General features: G+C 70.3%; 13 protein-coding genes and 1 pseudogene. 4 read left to right on the top strand and 10 right to left on the bottom strand.

The genetic code is table 11. The features are described from left to right. Positions 1–24: 24 nt before the first annotated feature. From WMF22_RS34515 to WMF22_RS34495, 5 genes and pseudogenes are all read right to left on the bottom strand, one after another. Positions 25–3,948, bottom strand: a complete 3,924-nt coding sequence (locus WMF22_RS34515; protein WP_438032548.1) for a serine/threonine-protein kinase — start codon at positions 3,946–3,948, stop codon at positions 25–27. A gap of 270 nt (positions 3,949–4,218) precedes the next feature. Next, positions 4,219–4,392, bottom strand: a pseudogene (locus WMF22_RS34510) (ArsR family transcriptional regulator); the annotation flags it as partial. A gap of 606 nt (positions 4,393–4,998) precedes the next feature. Further along, positions 4,999–6,024 (bottom strand): alpha/beta hydrolase, encoded by a 1,026-nt coding sequence (locus WMF22_RS34505; RefSeq protein ID WP_438032547.1) that lies wholly within the window; start codon positions 6,022–6,024, stop codon positions 4,999–5,001. 194 nt (positions 6,025–6,218) lie between these two features. Continuing rightward, positions 6,219–9,998 (bottom strand): ATP-dependent RNA helicase HrpA, encoded by a 3,780-nt coding sequence (gene hrpA, locus WMF22_RS34500; RefSeq protein ID WP_438032546.1) that lies wholly within the window; start codon positions 9,996–9,998, stop codon positions 6,219–6,221. A gap of 58 nt (positions 9,999–10,056) precedes the next feature. Further along, a complete protein-coding gene (locus tag WMF22_RS34495; protein WP_438032545.1) occupies positions 10,057–11,097 on the bottom strand; it encodes a LysR family transcriptional regulator in 1,041 nt (346 codons plus the stop codon). Here WMF22_RS34495 and WMF22_RS34490 point away from each other — a divergent pair. Beyond that, on the top strand, positions 11,060–12,022 hold the full coding sequence (locus WMF22_RS34490) for an NAD(P)H-binding protein (RefSeq protein ID WP_437294218.1): 963 nt from the start codon (positions 11,060–11,062) through the stop codon (positions 12,020–12,022). The genes WMF22_RS34495 and WMF22_RS34490 overlap by 38 nt on opposite strands. 397 nt (positions 12,023–12,419) lie before the next feature. Beyond that, entirely contained in the window at positions 12,420–12,893 is a 474-nt protein-coding gene (locus tag WMF22_RS34485) for a DUF1566 domain-containing protein (protein ID WP_438032544.1), read from the top strand. A gap of 139 nt (positions 12,894–13,032) precedes the next feature. Here the strand turns inward: WMF22_RS34485 and WMF22_RS34480 are convergent, their stop codons facing one another. Beyond that, positions 13,033–13,269: a hypothetical protein gene (locus WMF22_RS34480; protein WP_438032543.1), complete on the bottom strand. Its 237-nt coding sequence runs from the start codon at positions 13,267–13,269 to the stop codon at positions 13,033–13,035. 383 nt (positions 13,270–13,652) lie between these two features. Here WMF22_RS34480 and WMF22_RS34475 point away from each other — a divergent pair, with 383 nt between their 5' ends. After that, positions 13,653–15,221, top strand: a complete 1,569-nt coding sequence (locus WMF22_RS34475) for a hypothetical protein (protein ID WP_438032542.1) — start codon at positions 13,653–13,655, stop codon at positions 15,219–15,221. Between the two features lie 106 nt (positions 15,222–15,327). Here the strand turns inward: WMF22_RS34475 and WMF22_RS34470 are convergent, their stop codons facing one another. From WMF22_RS34470 to WMF22_RS34455, 4 genes are all read right to left on the bottom strand, one after another. Further along, positions 15,328–16,350, bottom strand: a complete 1,023-nt coding sequence (locus WMF22_RS34470; RefSeq protein WP_437294214.1) for an alpha/beta hydrolase family protein — start codon at positions 16,348–16,350, stop codon at positions 15,328–15,330. A 618-nt stretch (positions 16,351–16,968) separates the two neighbouring features. Further along, positions 16,969–18,777 (bottom strand): glycosyl hydrolase family 28 protein, encoded by a 1,809-nt coding sequence (locus WMF22_RS34465; RefSeq protein ID WP_438032541.1) that lies wholly within the window; start codon positions 18,775–18,777, stop codon positions 16,969–16,971. Positions 18,778–19,139: 362 nt separating this feature from the next. Beyond that, a complete protein-coding gene (locus tag WMF22_RS34460) occupies positions 19,140–19,379 on the bottom strand; it encodes a hypothetical protein (RefSeq protein WP_438032540.1) in 240 nt (79 codons plus the stop codon). Between the two features lie 54 nt (positions 19,380–19,433). Then, positions 19,434–20,321 (bottom strand): Kelch repeat-containing protein, encoded by an 888-nt coding sequence (locus WMF22_RS34455; RefSeq protein ID WP_438032539.1) that lies wholly within the window; start codon positions 20,319–20,321, stop codon positions 19,434–19,436. A gap of 353 nt (positions 20,322–20,674) precedes the next feature. Here WMF22_RS34455 and WMF22_RS34450 point away from each other — a divergent pair, with 353 nt between their 5' ends. Beyond that, on the top strand, positions 20,675–21,376 hold the full coding sequence (locus tag WMF22_RS34450; RefSeq protein ID WP_438032538.1) for a hypothetical protein: 702 nt from the start codon (positions 20,675–20,677) through the stop codon (positions 21,374–21,376). The last annotated feature ends 65 nt before the right edge of the window (positions 21,377–21,441 follow it).

Genomic DNA, 21,441 nt, shown 5'->3' with positions numbered 1-21,441 from the left:
TCTCGCCACAGGGCGGCTGACGCTTCAGGGCCCGTTTCCGTCGAGCCAGCCTTGCGCGAGCTCCAGGATCCGCGCGTTGTCGGGGACATCGCGCAAGAAGCGCTCGCGCCAGACGGGATCGCCGATCCTCCCGGCCCGCACGAGCAGGCCGTTGCGGGCCAGGGCGATGGCGCCCTTGGCCTCGGCCATCTGGCCCGTCGCGGCCAGCGCCTCGGCGTGGACCAGGCGCACCAGCGGGCCCTCCTCGTCACGGCGGCCCGACTCGAGCAGGGACAGGGCCTGCGTCGTGGCGGCGAGCGCCTCGCCGGCGCGCCCGAGATCGAGCAGCGCGCGCGCGCGCGCCGCGATGGCCGCGGGGAGCCGCTCCGGCACCCCCCGCGCGAGCGCCTCGGCCGCCTGCGCCTCCGCCTCGGCGAGCGCGGGCTCGCCCGCGAGGAGCAGGACGCGCGCGAGCTGGAGCCGGCTCTCGCACTCCCGCCGCCTGTCGCCGCGGCGCTCGAGCGCCTCGATCGAGCTCCGCAGCGCCGCCCTCGCCGCGTCGACCTCGCCCGCGTGGGCCAGCGCGAGGCCGAGGTTCTGCAGCGCGTTCGGGACCCGGTCGTCGAGCGCCATCCGCTCCGCCTCCTCGAGCCCTGCGCGCAGCACCCCCGCCGCCGCCTCGAAGTACCCGAACTGGACGTAGCAGAGGCCCATGTTGAGCCGCGCGCGGCACGCCTCGCGGCGATCGCCGATGTCCTCGAACGCGGCGAGCGCCGCGCCCATGCTCGCGATGCAGGCGCTCGGATCGCCGTTGTGCTGCCGGAGCAGCCCGTGCAGGTAGAGGAGCTTCGCCTCGATCATGAGATCCGCGGCCGACGCGTCCTCCGTCGCGCGCTCGACCGCGTCGATCAGCGCGTCGACGCACGCGTAGCGGCCGCCGAGCAGGAGCACGATCGCCCCCTCGAGCAGGCAGGCGTTCCTCGCGATGCGCGCGCCGTCGAGCGGCTCGGTGCCGAGGACGACCATCATCCAGCGCTCGACGCGCTCGTAGTGGCCCTGCTTGTGCCCCGCCCCCGCGAGCTGCGTGAACGCCGAGAACCACGCCACCGAGCCCGGCACGAGGTGCCGCGTCGCCTCGATCCCGCGCTGCTCCGCGAGGGCCGGCTCGCCGCGCCAGAGCAGCGCCTCGGCCTCGACGAGGCGGAGCGCCCCCACCGCGGCGGGATCCGGCCTGCAGGCGATGCCGCGCTCGGCGCAGGCGATCGCCTCGGCGAGGTCGTTGCCGCGGAGCGCGCTGTCGGCGGCGCGCAGGTACCACTCGGCGGCCTTCTCGGGCTCCTCGCCGCGCTCGAAGTGCTCGGCGAGCGCCCTCGGATCACCCTCGCCGGCCGCCTCGAGGAAGCTGCCGGCGAGCGCGTGGCCGATGCGGAGGTCGCGCGCCGTCAGCATGCCGTAGGCGGCCTCGCGGACGAGCGCGTGGCGGAAGCAGTACTCCGCGTCGTCCCGCGGCCGCCCCTCGCCCCGCCGCGCGATCACCTCGCGCCGGAGCAGCTCCGCGAGGACCTGCGCGATGTCGGCGCTCCCGAGGAGCGCCGCGACCGCGCTCGACCTGAACGTCTCGCCGAAGATGCTCGCCGCTCTGAGGAGCCGTCGCGCCTCGGCGTCGAGCGTCTCCAGCCGCGCCTGCACCATGGCCACCACCGTCTCCGGCTGGCCCTCGCTGTTGCCCTCGGCGGCCGCGCGGATCTGCTCCTCGAGGAAGAACGCGTTGCCGTCGGCGCGCTCGACGAGCCTCCCCACGAGGTCGTGCGTCGCGTGCGCGCCCAGCGCCTCGCGCACGAGCCGCTCGCTCGCGCGGCGCGGGAGCGGCGTGAGGTGGAGCTCGTGGGCCAGCCGGCCCTCCCAGAGCTTCGGGAAGAGCCGGCGCACGTCGGGACGCCCCAGCGCCAGCACGAGCAGCGGCATGTCCTTGAGCTGGCGCAGCGCCTCGTCGACCATCGTGACGGTGGGGAGGTCGCCCCACTGGAGATCCTCGAGCACGAGGAGCACGGGCCCCGCGCGGCACGCCGCCCGGAGGAAGCCCTCCCAGGCGTGGCGGAGCTGGTCGCCCATCAGGACGGCGTCGCGCCGCGCGAGCCGGAGCTGCACGTCGTGCTCGTCGGGGAACGGCGCGCCGACGAGCTCGCCGAGGAAGGCCGCGACGCGGGGCGCGTCGGTGCCCCCGTAGTGCTCCACGCGGCTCCGGACCTTGCGCTGCCGCGCCTCCAGGGGCTCGCCGTCGGCGACGCCGAGGGCGTCCCGCAGCGCGCTCGCGAGCAGGCCGAAGGCCGCGCCGGCGCCCATGGGGTCGCCCTGGCCGATCCAGACCTCGATCCTGTCTCCCCGCTCGCGGAGCTTGCGGATGAGCTCCTTTCGCAGGCGCGACTTGCCCATCCCGGCCTCGGCCGTCACGAGCACCGCGCCCGCGGCGCCCTCGTCGATGCAGCGATCGACCTCGGCCACGAGCATGGCGAGCTCGCGCTCGCGGCCCACGTAGGTGGTCGGCTTGCCGAGCAGCTGCGCGGTCCGCTCGTCGCGCGCCCCGTGCAGGACGCGGCCCGCGGCGTCCTCGGTGACGTCGAACCGCATACCGATGAGGCCCGCTGTCACCTCGTCGATGCGGACGCCGGCGGGGAGGGAGCGGTCGTCGTGGGCGGCGAGCATCTGGAAGGCGCGGTCGATGAGCTCGCCGACGGGCACGCGCGCCGAGAGCTCCGCCCGGCCGGTGGCGAGCGCGACGGGCGCGCCGCCGAGCAGCTCCTGCAGCGCGAGCGCGCACCGGGCGGCCCGCGCCGCGAGGTCGGTCGGCGCGCCCGCGCCGGACAGCACGATGAGCGGCGAGCGGCCCTCGAGGAGCTCGAGCTCGCCGCGGTACTGCTCGGCCACGTCGTGCAGCTGCCAGAGCTCTGCCTGGCGCGGCTCCGCCGCGGCGCATGCGTCGTCCTGGTGCGGCTCCGCCGCGGCGCCTCCGTTGCCCCGGCGCGGCTCCGCCGCGGCGCATGCGTTCATGGCGCGCTCCCGGGTGACCACGAGGCAGGTCACGCGTCGCTCGCCGGTCGTGAGCTCCACGGCGCGCGGCGGGAAGGAGCGGGGCCCGCCGACGCTGCTCTCGGGCGCGCCGATCGTGGCGAGCTCGGCCGCCACGGCGCCGCCGTCGGCCGGCCGATCCAGCGGGGATTTCGCCAGCATGCGGGCGACGAGATCGTCGAGCGCGGCGGGGGTGCCGGGCCGGAGGTCACGCGCGCGGGGTGGCTCCTCGAGGAGGACCTTCATCAGCACGGCGAGCCCGGCGTTGCCCTGGAAGGCGGCGCGGCCGGTGAGGCAGCGGTAGAGGATGCAGCCGAGGGCGAACACGTCGGCGCGGGCGTCGACGCTGATCTCGCCGCGCGCCTGCTCGGGGGCCATGTACCCGGGCGTGCCCAGGACGAGCCCGGCGGCCGTGAGCGGCTCGTCGGCGACGGCGCGGGCGAGGCCGAAATCGATGAGGTGCACGCGCTCGAGCGAGCCGCCCTCGAGCAGCAGGTTGCTCGGCTTCAGGTCGCGGTGGACGAGGCCCAGCCTGTGGATGGCGCCGAGCGCCCTCGCGACGTGCACGCCGAGCTCCAGGGTCTCCTCGAGGGTGAGGCCCTGGCGGGTGAGCCGGTCGGAGAGCGTCTCGCCGTCGAGCCACTGCATGGCGAGGAACGGCTGCCCCCACGCGGTGGCGCCGTGCGCGACGTAGCGCACGACGCCGGGCACCCGGGCGGCCGCGAGCATCTGGGCCTCGCGCGCGAAGCGGACGAGGTGCTGGGCGCTCTCGGTGGTCAGGAGCTTGATCGCGACCGCCTCGCCGGTCTCCTGATCGCGGGCCCGGTAGACGGCCCCCATCCCGCCCGAGGCCGCGAGGTGCTCGATGCAGAACCGGCCGTCGATGATGTCACCTGCCTGCATCGCTCACCGCGGACCCGGACGAGGCGCCTCGCCGGCGCGCAGCCTGCCAGCGAGGCGAGCGCTGCGTCCAGTGCTCATTGGGGCGCGCGTCGCGGCCAAGCGGGCGTACGTCTTAAGGAAATACCCGATCGTCGGCGCGCCCGGCGTAGACCAGGGGCCCGGCGCGCAGGCGGGCGTGCGCCTAGGGCAGCGACAGCTTCTTCGCGCTCATGGTCACGATGTCCATGGCGTCGTGGAACAGCTCGACCAGCACCTCGTCTTGCCTCACGCTCACTTCTTGCGTCCATGCGTGTTCTCCTTGCGTTTCAGCTCGTCGATGACCGCGTCCAGCTCCTCGAAGCGCGTGGCCCACATCTGTCGGTAGCTCTCGAGCCACGCCATCTCTGCTTCGAGCGGACGAGGGCCGAGCTTGCAGGTCCGCACCCGGCCGACCTTCTCGGTGCTGAATCTCGGGGACCTGCCGCCAGCACCGACGCGAAACCGACGCGAAACCGACGCGAAGACGCGAAGAAGAGCGACAGCGCGCCGCCTCGCCCGGCCGGGTGGACATCCCATGAGGCCCGCACAACATGTCGTGCGGGCATAAGCAATGCGCGATTCCGATCGTTCATCGCCTGCGCCGGATTCAACGTGGAGGGGGCGATCATGAAGTCGACGAGAAGAATTCAGGCAATCCTCGCATTCGGCGTGCTGGCGGCCTTCTCTGGCGCAGCGGGTCCGGCCAGCGCAGAGGAAGCGGCGTCGGGTGGAGCCGCGGGGGATGCTCAGCCCTGGGCTGCCGCGGAGACGGACTCCGAGACCATCGGCAGCTCCAGCGAGGCCCTCTCGTGGGTTTGCCGGCGGAGGTGCTTCAGCGGGCTTCAATTCTGCTTGGCGTACCGGTTTGCTCCGCCGTTCGCGTGCTACCAGCGCTACTGGAGGTGCCTGCAGAACTGTACTTCCTGGCCGGGGCCGTTCTCCGGGAGATAGCGTCGCTGCGGGGGCGCGGGGCCGGTCGCGCTCGCGCCTGGCCCCAACCCGGACCCAACTGTCAAGCCCCGGCCCGCCGGGTCAGGGCGAGAGCCGCTCGGCGAGGTAGGCCAGGGCGAGCGGATACCTGTACTCGATGGCCTTGTGCGTCCCGTCGAACAGCTCGAAGCGCACCTGGTTCACGCCGATGCTGGCGAGCGCTCGGCGGAACGCCTCGGCGCCCAGATCGAGGTAGTACTCGTCGCGCGTGCCCGAGTCGATGTAGATGGCCTTCATGCTCCGCAGGGCGTCAGCGTGCCTCAGCGCCATACGGACCGGATCCCAGGCCAGCCAGCGCTCCCAGACCTCCGGGATCAGCGCGCCCGTGCTCGTATCGAGCGGCAGGCGCACGGTGCCGTCCGGATCGGCCGAGTAACACGCGGCCATGCAGTACGTGTCGAGGAGCTCCGCGTCGGAGTCCTTCGCCAACGCAGGCCGGCCGCGGAAATCGGCCCAGAAGCGCTCGTACGAACCCTGGTAGTGATCGCGCAGCGCGCGCGCGACGCTCCGGAACTCTGGCAGATAGCAGGCCTCGAACAGCGCGTCGCCCGCGTGCGTGGCGAGGCCGCCAAAGAGATCGGGGCGCAGCATGGGGGTGACCATGGCCCCGTAACCGCCGCTCGACTTGCCCGCGACGCCTCGGTGCTCGCGGCTCGCCAGCGTGCGATAGACGCTGTCGACCCACGGGACGATCTCGTCGCAAAGGTACGTGTGGTACCGGCCCGTGGCCGGCGAGTCGAGGAACTGACTGCCGCCGAGGCTCGTCCAGCAGTCGACCCAGACAACGATGCACGGCGGCGCGCCGCCTCCGGCGAAGAGCTCGTCCACGAGCTCGGGGAAGGTCTTGCGGAACGGCTGGCGGTTCCTCCACATGTCGAGCTGGCCGGTCAGACCCTGGAGGACGTACACGGACGGATACCGGCGGTCCGGCGCGCCGTCGTAGCCGGGCGGTAGATAGACCCAGAGCGGCCGCTGGCTGGGATCGCCGAGCGGGTTGCCCTCGAGCGCTTTGCTCGAAAACACGTGCTCGCGGAGGGCGCCTTTCCATTCGATCGACCAGGGTTGCATGGCCGCGGAGGATAGCCGGGATCGGCGAGGCGCGGGAGCGCCGTGCGCGCCATTTGCATGGTGGCTCAGCAGACGGCTGACCGCGACGGATGTCCGGCTACGCTCGTCGCCGCAGCCGCTCGGGCAATCGGGACGGCATTGGCCGCTCGAACAACGTGATCGGTATCCTATGCGTCGAGCGCGTCCCTGCGCGGCTATCCCAGCAGCCGCTTCCACTGCTCCGTGAGCCGCTGCGGCGAGACAGGGACGGCCGCCTTCAGCTCGGGCGCGAAGAGCGACACCCTGAGCTCCTCGATCAGCCAGCGGAACGACTCCAGCTCTTCCGCGGGCACCCCCTTGTCGCGCAGCCCCTGCTGGTGCTTGAGGTAGTCCTGCCAGAAAGGCAGCACCTGCGCGGCCTTGCTCTGGTCCTTCTGCGGCCCGTTGGGCAGCCGCTCGAGCCGGATCTGCGCGGCGCGCAGGTACCGGGGCAGGTGCGCGAGCCGGTCGACCGGGGCGCGCGAGAAGAGCCCGACCGGCAGCAGGAAGTCGACCTGCGTGCGCACGTCGTCGAGCGCCGGCCTCGATGCGCCCGGCTTGCCCGTCATCGACCGGAGCATCGCCTGCACGCGGTCGAGCTCGACGCCGATCTCCCGCGCGAGCCCCGCGAGCTTCCCGAGCACGCCCTGCAGCGACCCGCGGCCCTTGTCGAGGCGCGCCTGGAACGCGGCCTTCGTCCTCGGAAAGGCGCCGGGATCGCCGAGCTGGAACGCCTCGTCGAGCGCGCGCAGCGCGATCTGCCGGGCGAGGCCCGGCTCGCCCGGGGCCACCTTGGCGGCGAGGCCGCTCACGGCCACGGCGCTCCGCAGCGGCTGCTCGAGCTGGCTCATCTTGCCCCCGAGCTGCAGCAAGAGGAGCCGCCGCAGCCCGGCGCGCGTCGCCTCGGCCGCCGCGGCCCTCGAGGCGAGCACGCGCACCGACACGGACGTCTCGCCGTCGACGAGCGCCGGGTAGCCGAACACCTTGTGGCGCCCGGCGTCGACCTGGACGCGCTCGGGCAGCGCCTCGACGCTGAACGACGTGAGCCCCTCCCGCTCCAGGCCCGCCTTGCCGACCCTCGCCCAGGCCTCGCGCGCCCGGCCGGACAGCCGCTCCTTGAGCTCGCGGAGCTCGCGCCCCTCGCCGATCACCCGGCCGTCCTCGTCGAGCACGCGGAAATAGAAGCGCAGGTACGGCGGCAGATCCTGGGGCCGGAACGCGCCTTCGGGCACGCGCTCGGCGGTGCGGTCCTCGACCGCGCGCGCGAGCGCGGCCCGCAGCGGGCCCTGGAACGGCCGCAGCTCCGCCGCGATCTCCCGGGCGACCTCGCGGAGGGGGGCGAGCGGGACGAGCGCCTTGCGGAGCGATTTCGGCAGCGACTCGAGCAGCTGCGCGATCTTCTCGGCGTGCCACCCGGGGATCATCCACTCGAGCTCGTCGGGATCGGCCTGGGGCAGGAGCACGAGCGGCAGCGAGAGGGAGATGCCGTCGTCGTCCTCGCCCGGATCGAAGCGGTAGGAGAGCGGCACGGCGGCGCCGTAGAGATCGAGCGCATCGGGGAAGCGCTCGGGCGTGAGCTCCGCGGCCTCGTCGAGCAGCACGTCGGCGAGCGACAGGTGGAGCGCCCGCGGGTCCTCCGCCTCGGCCTCCTTCCGCCACGCCTCGAACGTCTTGCCGTTGTAGACGCCCTCGGGCACACGCCGGTCGAAGAAGAGCTCGAGCGCGTGCTCGTCGGCCAGCATCTCGCTCCTCCTCGCCTTGTCGCGCAGCCGGCTGACCTCCTCGAAGAGCCGCCGGTTCGCCTCCATGAACGGCGCGCGCGTCGCGTACTCCTGCCGGACCAGCGCGTGGACGAGGAAGATCTGGCGCGCGGACTTCGGGTCGATCGCCCCGAAGTCGACCCGTCGATCCCGCGCGATCGGCAGCCCGTACAGCGTCACCTGCTCCCGGGCCATCACCGCCGCCGGCTTCGCGGCCCAGTGCGGGTCGCTGTGGCTGCGCTTGCAGAGCGGCCCGGACGCGGCCTCGATCCACGCGGGATCGAGGGCCGCCGCCATCCGGGCGAAGAGCTGCGACGTCTCGACCAGCTCGGCGGCCATGATCCACGCGGGCGGCTTCTTCGCGAGGCCCGACGACGGGTGGAGCTGGAAGCGCGTCTGCCGGGCGCCCAGGTACACCTTGTTCTCCTGGTTCCACATGCCGATGCGGCTCAGCAGACCGGGCAGGAGCGCGCGGTGGATGGCGTCGCCCTTCGCGGGCGCGTCGTTCGGCGAGAACCCCATCTCCTTCGTGATCCGGCTGATCTGCCGGTGCACGTCGGCCCACTCGCGCATGCGGAGGTACGAGACGAAATGGTCGCGGCAGGCCTTCCTGAGCTGGTTCTGGGTCAGCCGGCCCTGCGCGTCCTGGTAGAAGCTCCACAGCTTCAGGAGCCCCACGAAATCGGAGGCCTCGTCCTTGAACTTCCTGTGCGCGTCGTCGGCCTGCTTCTGGGCGGCGAGCGGCCGCTCCCGCGGATCTTGCACGCCGAGCGCCGCGGCGATGATCAGCACCTCGGCGAGCGCCCCCTCGCTCTCGCCGCCCAGGACCATCCGGCCGAGCCGCGGGTCGAGCGGCAGCCGCGCGAGCTTCCTGCCGATGTCCGTGAGCTCGCCCGCGCCGTCGAGCGCGCCGAGCTCCTCGAGGACCCGGTAGCCCTCGTCCACGGCGCGCTTCGACGGCGCGTCGAGGAAGGGGAAATCCTCGATGGCGCCGAGCCCGAGCGCCTTCATCTGGAGGATGACGCCCGAGAGGCCGACGCGCAGGATCTCCGGATCGGTGTACGCGGGCCGCGACCTGTCGTCCTGCTCGTCGTAGAGCCGGAAGCACACGCCGCTCTGCACGCGGCCCGCGCGCCCCTTGCGCTGATCGGCGCTCGCGCGGGAGATGGCCTCGATCTGGAGCTGGGTGACGCCCGTGCGCGGGCTGTAGCGGTTGACGCGGGCGAGCCCGGAGTCGATGACGTACACGATGCCCGGGATGGTGAGCGACGTCTCCGCGACGTTGGTCGCGAGCACGATCCGCCGCCCCGGCAAGGACTGGAACACGCGCTGCTGGTCGCCCTGAGGGAGCCGCCCGTAGAGCGGCAGCAGCGTCGTGTGCGGCAGGCCGTGGCGCGTGAGCTCGGCCATGGTGTCGTGGATCTCCCGCTCTCCGGGGAGGAAGACGAGGATGTCCCCGCGCGGATCGATCGAGGTGATCTCCTCGACCGTGGCGGCGACGGCGTCGGCGACCTCGGCCTCTCCGCTCTCCGGGCGGCGGTGGATGACCTCCACGGGGTACGTGCGGCCGGAGACCTCGATGACCGGGGCGCCGTCGAAGTAGGCCGCGAACCGGTCGGTCTCGAGCGTCGCGGAGCTGACGATGACGCGCAGATCCGGGCGCCTCGGCAGCAGGCGCTTGAGGTAGCCGAGCAGGAAGTCGATGTTGAGGCTGCGCTCGTGGGCCTCGTCGATGATGAGCGTGTCGTAGCCCGAGAGCCGCGGATCGCCCTGGATCTCGGCGAGGACGATGCCGTCGGTCATGTACTTGACGTAGGTGGCCGGGCTCGTCCTGTCCGAGAAGCGGATCTTGTAGCCGACCTCCTTGCCGAGCTCGACGCCGAGCTCCTTGGCGACGCGGGCCGCGACGCTGGTGGCGGCGATGCGGCGCGGCTGGGTGACGCCGATCCGCGCGGAGAGGCCGCGGCCCATGGCCAGGCAGATCTTGGGGAGCTGCGTGGTCTTGCCCGAGCCGGTCTCGCCCGCGACGATCACGACCTGGTGCGCCTCGATGGCCCGGGCGATGTCGCGCACCCGCGCCGAGATGGGCAGCTCCTCGGGAAAGCGGACCGGGCCCCCCGACGCGGGCGGGGACGAGGTCCGGCCGCCGGGGGAGGGCGGGGCGGGGGGCTGCTCTTGCGGAACGCGGTGGCTCACGGTGGGGCGAGGGGGTAGCACCTCCCGCCGCGGGGCGCCGTTCGAAGCCGCTCGCTCGTCACTCCGCGCGCCCGGGAAAGCCGCGGCCGAGCTCGCGCACCACCTCGCTCACCAGCTCGCGCAGCCAGCGGTGACGCGCGTCCTGGTTGAAGCGCCGGGCCCAGGCCACGCACATGGGCAGCTCGGGCGTGCTCACGGGACAGGCCTGACGGTGCAGACGGGGAGCGAGCACGCGCACGATGTCGTCGGGCAGCGTGGCGACCAGATCCAGCTCACGCACGAGCGTGATGGCTGCCTGAAAGCCCGGCACCGTCACCGCCACGCGCCGGCGCTTGCCCAGGGCGCGCAGCGCGTCGTCGACGTAGCCGCCCTCTTCGCCGCCTGGCGACACCAGCGCGTGCTCGGCCGCGAGGAACGCTTCGAGCGTGAGCTTCTTACGCTTGCGTGTGACCGTGACGAAGCGGCGCGTGTACTGCGCGCTTACCACCAGCTCGTCGAGCATGGGAATGCGAACCTGCCCCCGCAGGTCGGGCATCACCGCCAGATCGACCACGCCGCGCACGGCCTCGTGCGCGCTCTCGAGCACCAGCGGACGCACGCGGATGTCGAGCCCGGGCGCCGCCGCGCGCATGCGCTCGAGCAAATGGCTCGCCAGGACGGCCTGCATGTCGTCGCCGAGCGCGAACGTGACCACGCCCTGGGCCGTGTGCGGAACGAACGCGCTGGGTGGACCGAGCACGCGCTGGGCGCCCGAAAGGAGCGAGCGCGCCTCGGGCAAGATCTCGCTGGCCCGCCGGGTGCGCACGAGCTTTCTGCCCGTGCGCACGAGCAGCTCGTCGCCCGTGGCCTGGCGCAGCTTCTCGAGCGTGCGACTCATGGCGGGCTGGCCGACGCGCATGCGGCGAGCGGCCAGCGTGACGCTCTCGGTCTCGAGCAGGGCGAGCAGGGCAGGCAAGAGGTCGACGGGGGCATCCATGCTTTGTAAGCATACATGATAGGCCGACAATCGATTGTCGGCATGCTCGAGAGCAGGACATGTTGAGGACCGAGGAGAGGTTCCCATGTCGAAGCGCAGAGAAACGGAGAGCCCCAGGCACATCGTGGTGGTCGGCGCTGGCCAGATCGGCACGCCCCTGGTGGAGCAACTGGCCGCAGATGGCCACCGGGTCACGTGGTGCAGCCGCACGAAGCCCGCTTCCATGCCCATGGGCGTGGAGCACCGTTCGGTCGACGCTCGCGATGGCGAGGCGCTCGCGGAGATCGCGCGTGGTGCGCACGCCATGATCGCCGCGGTCAATCCCGCCACCTACGACGCCGACGTCTGGGCCGAGACCTTGCCTCCGCTCCACCGTGGCCTGATCGCGGGTGCGAGCCGCGCCGGTGTGCGCCTGGTGCTGCTCGACGCGCTCTACCTGTACACCTTGCGCGAGGGCCCGCTCTCGCCCGACACGCGCCATGCGGCCGAGACCGAGAAGGGTAAGATCCGCATGCAGATCGCCGACCTGTACACGGCAGCGCAGCGCGCGGGCATCTTGCGCGCCGTGATCTTCCGCGCCAGCGACTTCTGGGGGCCCGATCTCAAAAGCGCCCTGCTCACGCGCGACGGCCTGCGCGGGCTCAAGAACGGGAAGCGCCCGATGCTGATCGGCGACCCCGACGCGCCGCACGCCTTCACGCATCGCGACGACGTGGTGAACGGCCTCATCAAGCTGGCGTTCGCGGGCGACGATGTGGAGGGCAGGGTGTTTCATGCGCCGGTCATCCACGTGAGCCAGCGCGAGCTCGTGCAAGCGGTGGCCCATGCCATGCACGTGGCGGTGCGCCCGATCGTGGCCAAACGCTGGCTCCTGCGCGTGGCAGGCCTGTTGTCCAGGTCGGCGGGCGGCATCGTGGAGATGCTGCCACAATGGGAACAACCTTACCTCGTGGACGACTCGAGTTACACCGGACGCTTCGGCACGCGGGCGATCACGCTCCAGGAGGGCGTTGCACAGCTAGCCAAGCTCACCGCGGCCCTGAGCTGACCCACGCGACCCCAGCCGAGGTGGCTGGCTTCAGCGAACCGAGAAGAGCTCGAAGTCGGCCCACGCTCCGCCGGTGAACTTCAGCTCTCTGTGCTTCAGCGGATGGTTGTCTCGCGACAGGAGGCGCTCGCCCACCGCACACGCCAATCGATTGGAATTGCCTCCTGCTCGTCGGACGTCAATTCTTCGAAAATCCGATCGAAGCGCAGCCATCACTCGTTTCTACCAGCCGCACGCAATTTCTGCGACGGGGAATGGTCTCGACGGTGAGACCCCATCTTCATCCCGCCGGCTCCGCACCCGAGGCTGGCCAACCGACGGCGTCGGCTTCGGCCGGGAAAAGCGGTCGGGAAACCCTGAGCGGCTCTTTCGCCTTGGCAGCGATGGAGGCCTTCGTGTGCGATCGCCCACCAGCGCGGGCCCGGACAGGGTGCGGTGCGTTCGCGGGGGAGGGGTCCCCGACAGCGACGGCAGTCGCTACGAGCTCACACCTGACTTGGCGCGGGACTTGGGCACCGGCCTCACTTGGACGCGAGCAACGAGCAAGCAAACTTACGCTGATGCCGCTTCGATGTGTGCAGGGTTGCAATTGGATGGGGGTGGTTTTCGAGTTCCCAGTTTGAAGGAGCTGCATACTCTCATCTTCGACTCAAAGCCAAATGGTCCATGGATCGACCAAAGCGCCTTCCCCAGCTTTCCAGCAGCGGTATCCGGGCATATCATCTTCTGGACCTCGTCGCTCGAGGCCACCGACTCGAATTCGGCTTGGATGCTCGACTTTGCCACCGGTACCGCCGAGGCGACCGCGGCCACGGCAAGTTTTACCCTGAAGAGCATGCTGCACGTCCTCTGCGTCCGCTCGCGGCCGTAGCGCATAACGCAGGCGGCGACCCCGTGGTTGGGGCAACCTGACCCTGGTTCGCCTGACGCCTCGTTCATGGGTCGAAAGAGCGGGCCCGCGCGGCGCAGCGCACGTCAAGGGGCGCATCGGGGGGCCGCAGACGCTCGAGTCAAGGGTCGGGGAGCGTGAGGACCTCTCTCTCCCCGCGCGCCTGGAATGCGGCGAGATCTTTCACGCCGAGCACGCTCTTCAAGGTCTCGGTGCCGGTGAAGTCCTCCTCGTAGCCCTCTACGAAGGCGTGGTAGAACGTCTGCAAGCGCCCCTGTTCCTGGAGGTTCTGCCAGTTGCGCAGCCCGGTGTGGATCGAGCTCGCCGCGCGCGATGCCCAGCACGCACGCCGCCGCATGAGCGCTCGTCCACGGCTGTCCCTGTCGAGTGCGCCAGAACCAGCAGAGTCCCCGTCCAGCGCTCCGCTGGACCGCGCGGGGGGCGGCGGTCGCTCGGGACGCGCAGATGGCGGGACTGCGCGTGTCCGCGCGGTCGTCCCTGGTACAGGGTCATCCCCGGGTGAGGGAGGGTCCTGTGGTAGAACACGTCGGCCAGCCGAAATCTGTGCTCCGCAGGCCAACGGCACGTAGTATTCGCCTCGAATGAAGGCTTTCATGTCCACGTGCGCCCGGACCCCGCGCGCGGCTCCATCTTCCGCCTGCCGCGCGTGGATCGGTGTGCCCGATCTCGAGGGGCGTCCGGCGGGATCCGGCGCGATGCGCCGTGTCCTTGCGAAGGGCCATGCTCTCCGCTGAGCCGCTCGACGAGGCGCCCCTCACCGCCGGCGAGGCTCCCATCGGACAGCGGTCGACGCTGTTCCTCATCGTCTCCTACCGGCACCCCGACAGCGAGCAGGGCGCCTTCGATCTCGAGGCGTTCGAGCGCCGACTCCTCGCAGAAGGCAACTTTCGCCCGAAGCGCATCGACGATCCCACGCTGCTCCCGCACCTGAACGTCCAGGTGCAGGGCGGTCGCCTCCTCCGCGCCTACGAGCCCACAGCCCCGCTCGGCAACCTGTTCGACCCACGCGCGCGCTGGGTCTTCGAGCGCCCGCCGAAGCCGCGGAGGGCCGCCGCGCCTGCCTCCGCGGATGAAGCGGACGGGGACGAATCGAGGGCTCCGGTCCAGAAGAAGCCGTCCGAGAGGGGCAGCGATCCGGGCATGCCGTTCAAGGTCGTGGTCCCACCGCGGCTCTACGTGATCGAGACAGGCCATGTCTTCGTGGTGCTCGGCGTGCGCCCGACGACGCTCACGCTGGGCGCGTTCCAGGACTTCTACACGGCGGTCGTGCGGCGGGGGTACAACCACCTCTTGCCGGAGCGCATGCCCCGGCGGAAGGCGGGGCGAGACGGCGAGACGCGGCCGCACCCGCTCGTCGCCATGGCGGAGAAGGCCGCGATCAAGGGCACGACGCTGCGGGACTGGCTCACGCTGCTCGTGCCAGGCCTGCCCGTCGAGGCGCCGATCGGCAGCTGGCCAAACCCCATGGCCGTGAACGTCCTCTTCACGGAGGCGATGCCGGGCCCGGCGGATCGCTACCGCCTGCGGCTCTCGCACGGCAGCGATCAGCCGATCGAGCCCTCGCAGGAGGACTGCCGCATCGAGGGGCACAAGGCGATGTGGGAGCCCTCCGCGCGGGAGCTCTGCCTGTTCTCGCCCATCGGGGTGACATGGCTGCTCTGGCCGCTCGACCCGCCAGGACAGCTCGGGCAGTTCGACATGGCCGTGCTCGAACGATATGTGTACAAATGGATCCTGGTCGAGCACGAGCGGCTCTTCCTCTTGAACCTGTCGAGCCAGTGCGCCCGCCTCTCGAGCCGTCCCGACGCGCGCGTCTTCGGTCGGATGCGGCTGTCGCTGCTCCAGTACACCGCGAGGTTCAGCGTCGGCCACATCAGCTCGGAGGAGCGGCACGATCGGTTCTACTGCGGCCTGCGCGCGGCGCTCGACATCGGGGGTCTCTTCGACGAGGTGAAGGCGGAGATCACCGAGATCGACGAGTACCTCTCGGACCGGCGGGCGGATCTCCTGAACCAGGTGCTCGCGTTCTTGACGCTGGTCCTCACGCCGGTCGGCCTGGTGATCGGGATCTTTCAGCGGGAGACGCTGCCCGCCTTCGATTTCGAGCTCGCGCGGCTCGCGATGCCGGGGGCATGGCCACTCTGGAGAGCGTGCCTCTTCCATGGGCCGCTGTGGCTCCTCGTCCTCTCCGCGGTGGCCGGGACGCTCGGCTTCGTCCGCCTCCTCGGGATAGGGACGCTGCGATCGCTCTTCGCCCGCGTGCTGCGCGGCAGGGGCGCGGACGACTGAGCGTCACGCCGCCGGCGCATGGCTGGAATCGGGGACGAAACATCGGAGGCTCGATCGCGATGGCATCCTGGGGGATGACCTCCCGGACGCCGGCGTCCCGGTGGTGTCACTGCTGCGCGCGAAAGAACTCGATGCTTTGCCTCATCGCCTCCGGGACGGAGGTGGAATGATCCCCTGCGACCGGCACCACCTTGACGTCGAGCCCGCTGCGCTGCGCCAGGAGGGCGAGCCGCTGGCTCGCGGGGCCGAAGAAGTGCTCCCCGCCGGACAGCCCGTGGTACAGCCGCACCGGGCACCGAAAGCTCGTCGCATAGGCAACCGGCGAGCGGATCTGGAACTCCCGTATGTCGTACGGGCTGAAAGGGATGAGCCTGGTTTGACCCGAGGACCAGTCGATCTGGTTGGGCGACCCGGAGAACGACGCGGCGGCGCGAAACCGGTCGGATCCCATCGCTGCGAGGAGGGTGAGTGTCCCTCCCACGCTATGGCCTGCGACATGGAGGCGATCGGGTTGCACATGGGGCAGCCTGGCCAGGGCGTCGGCGGCGGCGAGCACGTCGTCGACCTCGTGGAAGAACATCGAGAACCCGCCGGGGAGGCCGTTCTCTCCTCGGAGCATGGGCATGAGGACGACGAAGCCCGCGTCGCGATAGGGCGCCGCCATCTCCCAGTCATCGAGGGCGAAGGCGAACCCACCATGCAGGAACAGGACCGCGGGCAGGCGGCGTCCGTCGGCCGGGGGCTCGCTGACCCATGCCTTGAGCTTGAGGCCGCCGGAGAGATATGATATCTCGCGCGCGCCCGGGGGCGGCGGGACGTTCTGGTAGCTCTGAGGTGCCGGATCCGTGGAGATGAGCTTGGTCTTGAACTTCGCGCGCGCCTCTGCATAAGGCTCGTCCTGCAGCTCGAGCCCTGGGGAGACCGGGGGCAGCGACGCGGGCTCCGGCGCCGGCTCGGCGGTCTCCGCCGCGATCGGCGCGGCCGGCGCCGGCTCGGTGCGAGCTGGCGCGGTGGGCCCGCGAGCTCCTGGGGCAGCGCGCGGCACCTCCTGGCAGGCGAGCGCCGCGAGCGCCGCGAGCGCCGCGAGCGCGATGATGGGTCGAAGCCGAGGGCGCGTGGTGAGGGGCATGTCCAAGCCATGAGCTATATCAACCATCGTAGTTCGTGGCAGCCCTTCAGATGAGGCGTCCTGTGGACGCACCTGTGCCTACACGCGAGGCGCCGTTCCGGGCGCTCAAAGGCCTCGTGACGCCGAGTGGAAGACGAGAGAGGGGAGGTGGGTGCGCCGCACCGGGGCGGGCCTTCATCTCGGCGTCCCGGTCGCTGCCGACCCCGACGCGCCCGGTATGCCAGATGCTGTGGAGAGGAGAGAGTCCGTACATCGAAGAGGGCTGGCCCCGGCCCTGGCCGGCCCGTGCGACCAATTTGCCGAGGGTTGGAAGGAGAATCCAATCTTGTTCGTGGTAGGTTCACGCATTGCGCGAGATCGCCCCTACGGGCACGACGGTCCTTCGGCGTGCCCATGGATGGGTCGAAACAGCGGGCCCCGTGCGGCGCAGAGCGTGCAAAGGGGCGCATCGGCGTGCTGCGGGCACACATCGCCCTCCGGGAGTTGGCCTGGCCCGGGATGTTCTTGCGGCTACGCGGCGTCCCCGAGCACCTGGCCCGCGCGAGCAACAGGCGCTGCCTGCCCACGCAACGAGTGTCTGGGAAAGCCAACCCAGGAGGAGCTGGCTTTCGGCGTTTGTCACTTGAACGTGATGTTGGACACGTACTGGTTCACGTTCCAGCCGTTTCGACTCGTGACCTTGTTGCCCTGGATGGTGAAATTGTCGAAGTGAATCCCATTGAAGTTCACGGTGCTCGACTTGCCGTGAATGTAGATCTGTTTGTTCACGGCAGAGGCGACATTGTTGATGAACACTTCCTTGACCGTGGCCCGGTTGGGAGCGTTGCGCCAGGTCGCCGTCGCATCTTCTTCGAAGTCGATGATCTTGTCGTCGACCGTCTCAATCCTGACGTCCTGCCAGGTGATGTTCTGGATGACAGCGGTGTCGTCCGCGTTGATCCCGAGGGCCCGGCCGGCCTTGACGACATCGATGTCTTTGAAGGTGATATCCTCGATCAGCTGACCGTAGGTCTTGGTCCCGATCTTCGTCGCCGCTGAGTTGCTGTAGGCGACCACCTTCTCATAGAGGATGCCCTTGGTGTCCAGCTTGCCTTCTTCCTCGCGCTTCGGCGACATGCTGTCGTCGCCGCTGTAGATGAAGGCATTGTAGAGCTTGCCGTTCGTGGAGCAGTCGAAATCCACCCCGTCGGTTTGGTTGTAGGCTGTCGTGGTGGGACGGCGATTGATCACCTTGAAGTTCTGGATGGTCACCCTGTCGCTGTCGAAGATCAGCGTGTTCCAGAAGACTGGATCGCGCACGACGATGCCGTCGACCAGCACGTCCGTGCTGTCGTCGATCCGGAGGGTGTTGATCTTGAAAGAGGGTGTATCGTTGTCGGTGCCGCGGATCCTCGAACCGTTGCCGTCGATCACTCCCCGACCGAGGATCTTCGTGTTGCTCACCTTGTTCATGTGAACCACGCCGTGGGAAGTGTTCTCGACGGCCGGTGCGCCCGTGCGATTGTAGTCGCCCGTGCTGGTCGAGCCGTCCAGGATGGCGCCGGCCGCCAGATACAATGTCATGTCGCTCTTCAGCCACAGCTCCCCGGTCTTGTAGCGTCCGGGAGGCACGTACAGGATGTTCTGCGCGGATCCGGCGGTAGCGTCGATGGCGGACTGCACCTTGGAGGTGACGAGCGCAGCGCCCGTGTTGTCCACGTCGTAGTCTGCGAGGTTCTTCACGTCGGCATCGCCCAGCTTCGGCGGATCGACCTCCTGGTCGTCAATCAGGATGAACAGCAATTCCTTCGAGGCGATCTGCAGAATCAAGTAGTTGGGCCCGCTGTCGAAGGTGAGCGTGTCACCGCTCTTGGTCGCCGACAGCATTCGGCTCTTCGGGCTCAAGGTGTAGGAGTTGAAGCCGCCGTTCACCGTGACGGCGACGGTCGCCTTGCAGCCGCTCGCCACGCCGAAGTGGGCGTAGTGCACCTGCATCTCCTGGCCAAACTTGGTCATCTTTTCGACGAATTGCGTCGCCCCGTTGGCCGTCACCGTATAGAGCGGGCTCTCAGGGGCGCCGGGGAGGGTAGGGTAGGTGATCACTGCCCCATCGGAATCGCAATCGATGGGCGCGGCCCCGCCGGAGCCTTCACCCGTCTCACCGCCCGAACCCGAGGTAGCCCCGCCATCCGCGGTACTGCCGCCCGCGCTGGTTGCACTTCCGCTTCCGCCTGCGCCATTGCCGCCGACCTCACCCCCGCCGGAGCCTGCTCCTCCGCCGGTGCCCGCTCCTCCGCCGGATGTGACGCCGCCCGAACCTGGAGGACTGACCGTGCCGCTGCTGCTCGTTCCGGCTCCGCCGTCATCGCCGGTTCCGGAGCAGCCTGCTCCGAAAGCCAGCGAGACGCCCACTGCGACGCCCACCACCCAAATGTGAGAAAGGTTCATCTTTGCTCCTCCGAACCGCAGCGGCCACCTCGGCGCTCGCGCGTCGAGATTGCAGTGACGCAAACGGATAGGACAAGCAAACGCGGTTTCACAAAGTCAACGTTCACATGGCCGCTTCTGGATCGTTCAGCCCGACTGTATGAATTCATTGGCGGGACGTGCCTTTGCGATGAGGAAGGTCTTCCACGCCTGAAATCACCGCGACGTAGCACCAAGCAAGGCATCCTACCGTATAGCTGTACCCTACTGAGCTCGTCGAAACGGCCGCCGTCGCGGTTCGCGGCGCGTCGTGACGGCGGGCGCCCGCGACCGTTGCGGTGTGGACACGGGCCTCCGAGCTTCTCGTTCGTGAAGTCCTGCGGTCAACGAGTCGGTTTCACGTCGTTCATCGGGGACGCGCGCTGCGCCGGGCGCACGAGGTGCTCTGCCTCGATCAGCGTCTTCAGCCGCCCCATCTCCTCGCGCACGTCCCTCGCCAGCCATTCACGCAGGAACGGATCCATCACCCAGCGCCACGGCGCGAAGAAGCGGAAGCGCTCGGTATGCACAATGCGGGTGCCCACGGCGGTCTCGTCGAGATCGAAGCCGGTAGGCGAATCCATTCGTGAGCGCCTCGGCAGGGTGAATGGTCCCGCTCGCGTCCTGGAACGCGGGCTTCATCCCGCCGGTGTAGAGCACGCGCCCGTCGCCCAGGGTGACCAAGAACGAATCCGTGCGAACGTCCGGCTGGTCTGTCGTGGTCCATTGGTCGCGCCCCGGATCGTAGATATCGCAGCGCGTGGCGTCGCCCAGCCAATGGGCCCCGTTTGCCACGAGCACCCGACCGTCGCGGAGAAGAACGGCCTGGTGTGCCCGTCGCGGCTTTGGCAGGGGGGTGACTGCCTTCCACGCTGTGCGCGATGGTCGAAGATATCGACGTTGTCGATCGCTCCAGCGCCATAGACATTTCCGCCAATGAGGATCGCGCGGCCGTCGCGCAGCTCGACCAGCGCCGAGTAGAACCTTGCCCGAGACAAGTCGGTGAGCGCCGACCAGCGATTGGCGCGCGGGTCGTAGACCTCGGCGCCGCGCGCGACGTCGCCCCGGTCCCTTCCACCTGCGACGAGCACGCGACCGTCACGGAGCAGGATCGCCTCGTGACGCCGGCGGGCCTCGTGCATCGGCGCCGCCTCCGTCCAAGTCCCGGTCTTCGGGTCGAAGATCTCGACTCCGGCGAGGGCCGGCGGATCGACCGTCACGCGTTCCAGTCGCGTGCCGCCTGCAACCAGCACTCGGCCGTCGGAGAGCTTGGTGGCGGTGTGCTCGGCGCGCGCCTGGTGCATGGAGGTCGCGGGATGCGCCGACTGCAGATCTTCGTCCACGATCAAGGCCGACTCCGAGGTGACCTGGCTCCAGTGCGCATCCGAGACATGGCCGCCGGTGATGAGCGCGCGCCCGTCGTCGAGCAGAGCGATTGCAGGCTTGGCTCGATAGGGTTTGATCTCGCCGGCGAGCCGATACGTGCCGCGCACCGAGACGAGGGGTGGGAGCTTGGCAGGGGGCAAGCTCGTCGGGTCGGGTGCGGGGGCCGACGCTGCGGGCCGCGCGTCGATCGAGGGCGCGGCCTCCGCTGCGGGAGGTATTGGCCGCTCGAACGCGCGCGGCTGACCGCACGCAGGAAGCCCCACGAGAGCGGACACAGCGCACCAGGAAACGACTCGAACCGCGCGCATGCAGGACGCCAGCATAACACGTGCCGAGGGGGTCGTGCGGCCTGCGGGGCGTGAGCTCGTCATTCCCCATGATCGAACCCCGCCAGTGGAGCCCTGCAGCGCAGTCGACTCTGCGGACGAACGCAAGAGGCCGCGCGTGGATCTACGCGCGGCGTCGCCCCCGCGATCGGAGTACGGTTGTACCGATGCGCCACCCGCCGGCCGCTCCCCTTCGCTTGCGCCTGCTCCTCTCCATCGGCGTTGTCCTCCTGGCGGGGCCTGGGTGCAGCCGCGAGCCGGCGCCGGCGCCCCCAGCGGGATCGGCGGCCGCGCGTCCGTCGTCGGAGACGCCGTCAGCGGGGCCGGTCGCGCCTCCGCCGCCGGCGGGAGCGCCGGGGAGCACCACCCGGGGCGAGATCGCGGGCGTGCGCTACCTCGAGCACATGACGGGCGGGGCGCGACCCGACGAGCGGGTGCCGATGATCGTCGCGCTGCACCCCATGGGCGGGGACCCCGCGGACTTCCTGCATATGCTCCGGCGCTACCGCCGCCGCGCCCGGCTCATCCTCCCGTACGGCCACCCGAGCGGCGGGATGTACATCTGGTACGACTCCGTCCGCGAGGACGTCGCAGCCCCCGTGGTCACACGGGAAGCCGATCGGATCGCCGCCGCGCTCGTCGCCCTGGTCGCCGCCCGCCCCACTGTCGGCAAGCCCCTCGTCACCGGCTTCTCGCAGGGCGGCATCATGACCTTCGCCCTGGCGGTCACCCACCCCGAGGCGCTGGCTGTCGGTGAGCATCGCGTCCCGCGTCCGATCGGTGAAGACCGCGGCCCCATGATCGGCGGCGTTCACCGTTCACCGCCGGTCCCCACGCCGATCTGGGCCACGCTCGCCTCCGCGGCGTAGACGTTACGCCCGCCGAAAAGTCGAAGGCCCGAGGGCTGCCACCCTCGGGCCTTCTGGAGCTCCGC

Source organism: Sorangium sp. So ce204 (assembly GCF_051526795.1).
Taxonomy (GTDB): Bacteria; Myxococcota_A; Polyangia; order Polyangiales; family Polyangiaceae; genus Sorangium; species Sorangium cellulosum_B.
This window is presented reverse-complemented; position numbering and strand designations above follow the sequence as displayed.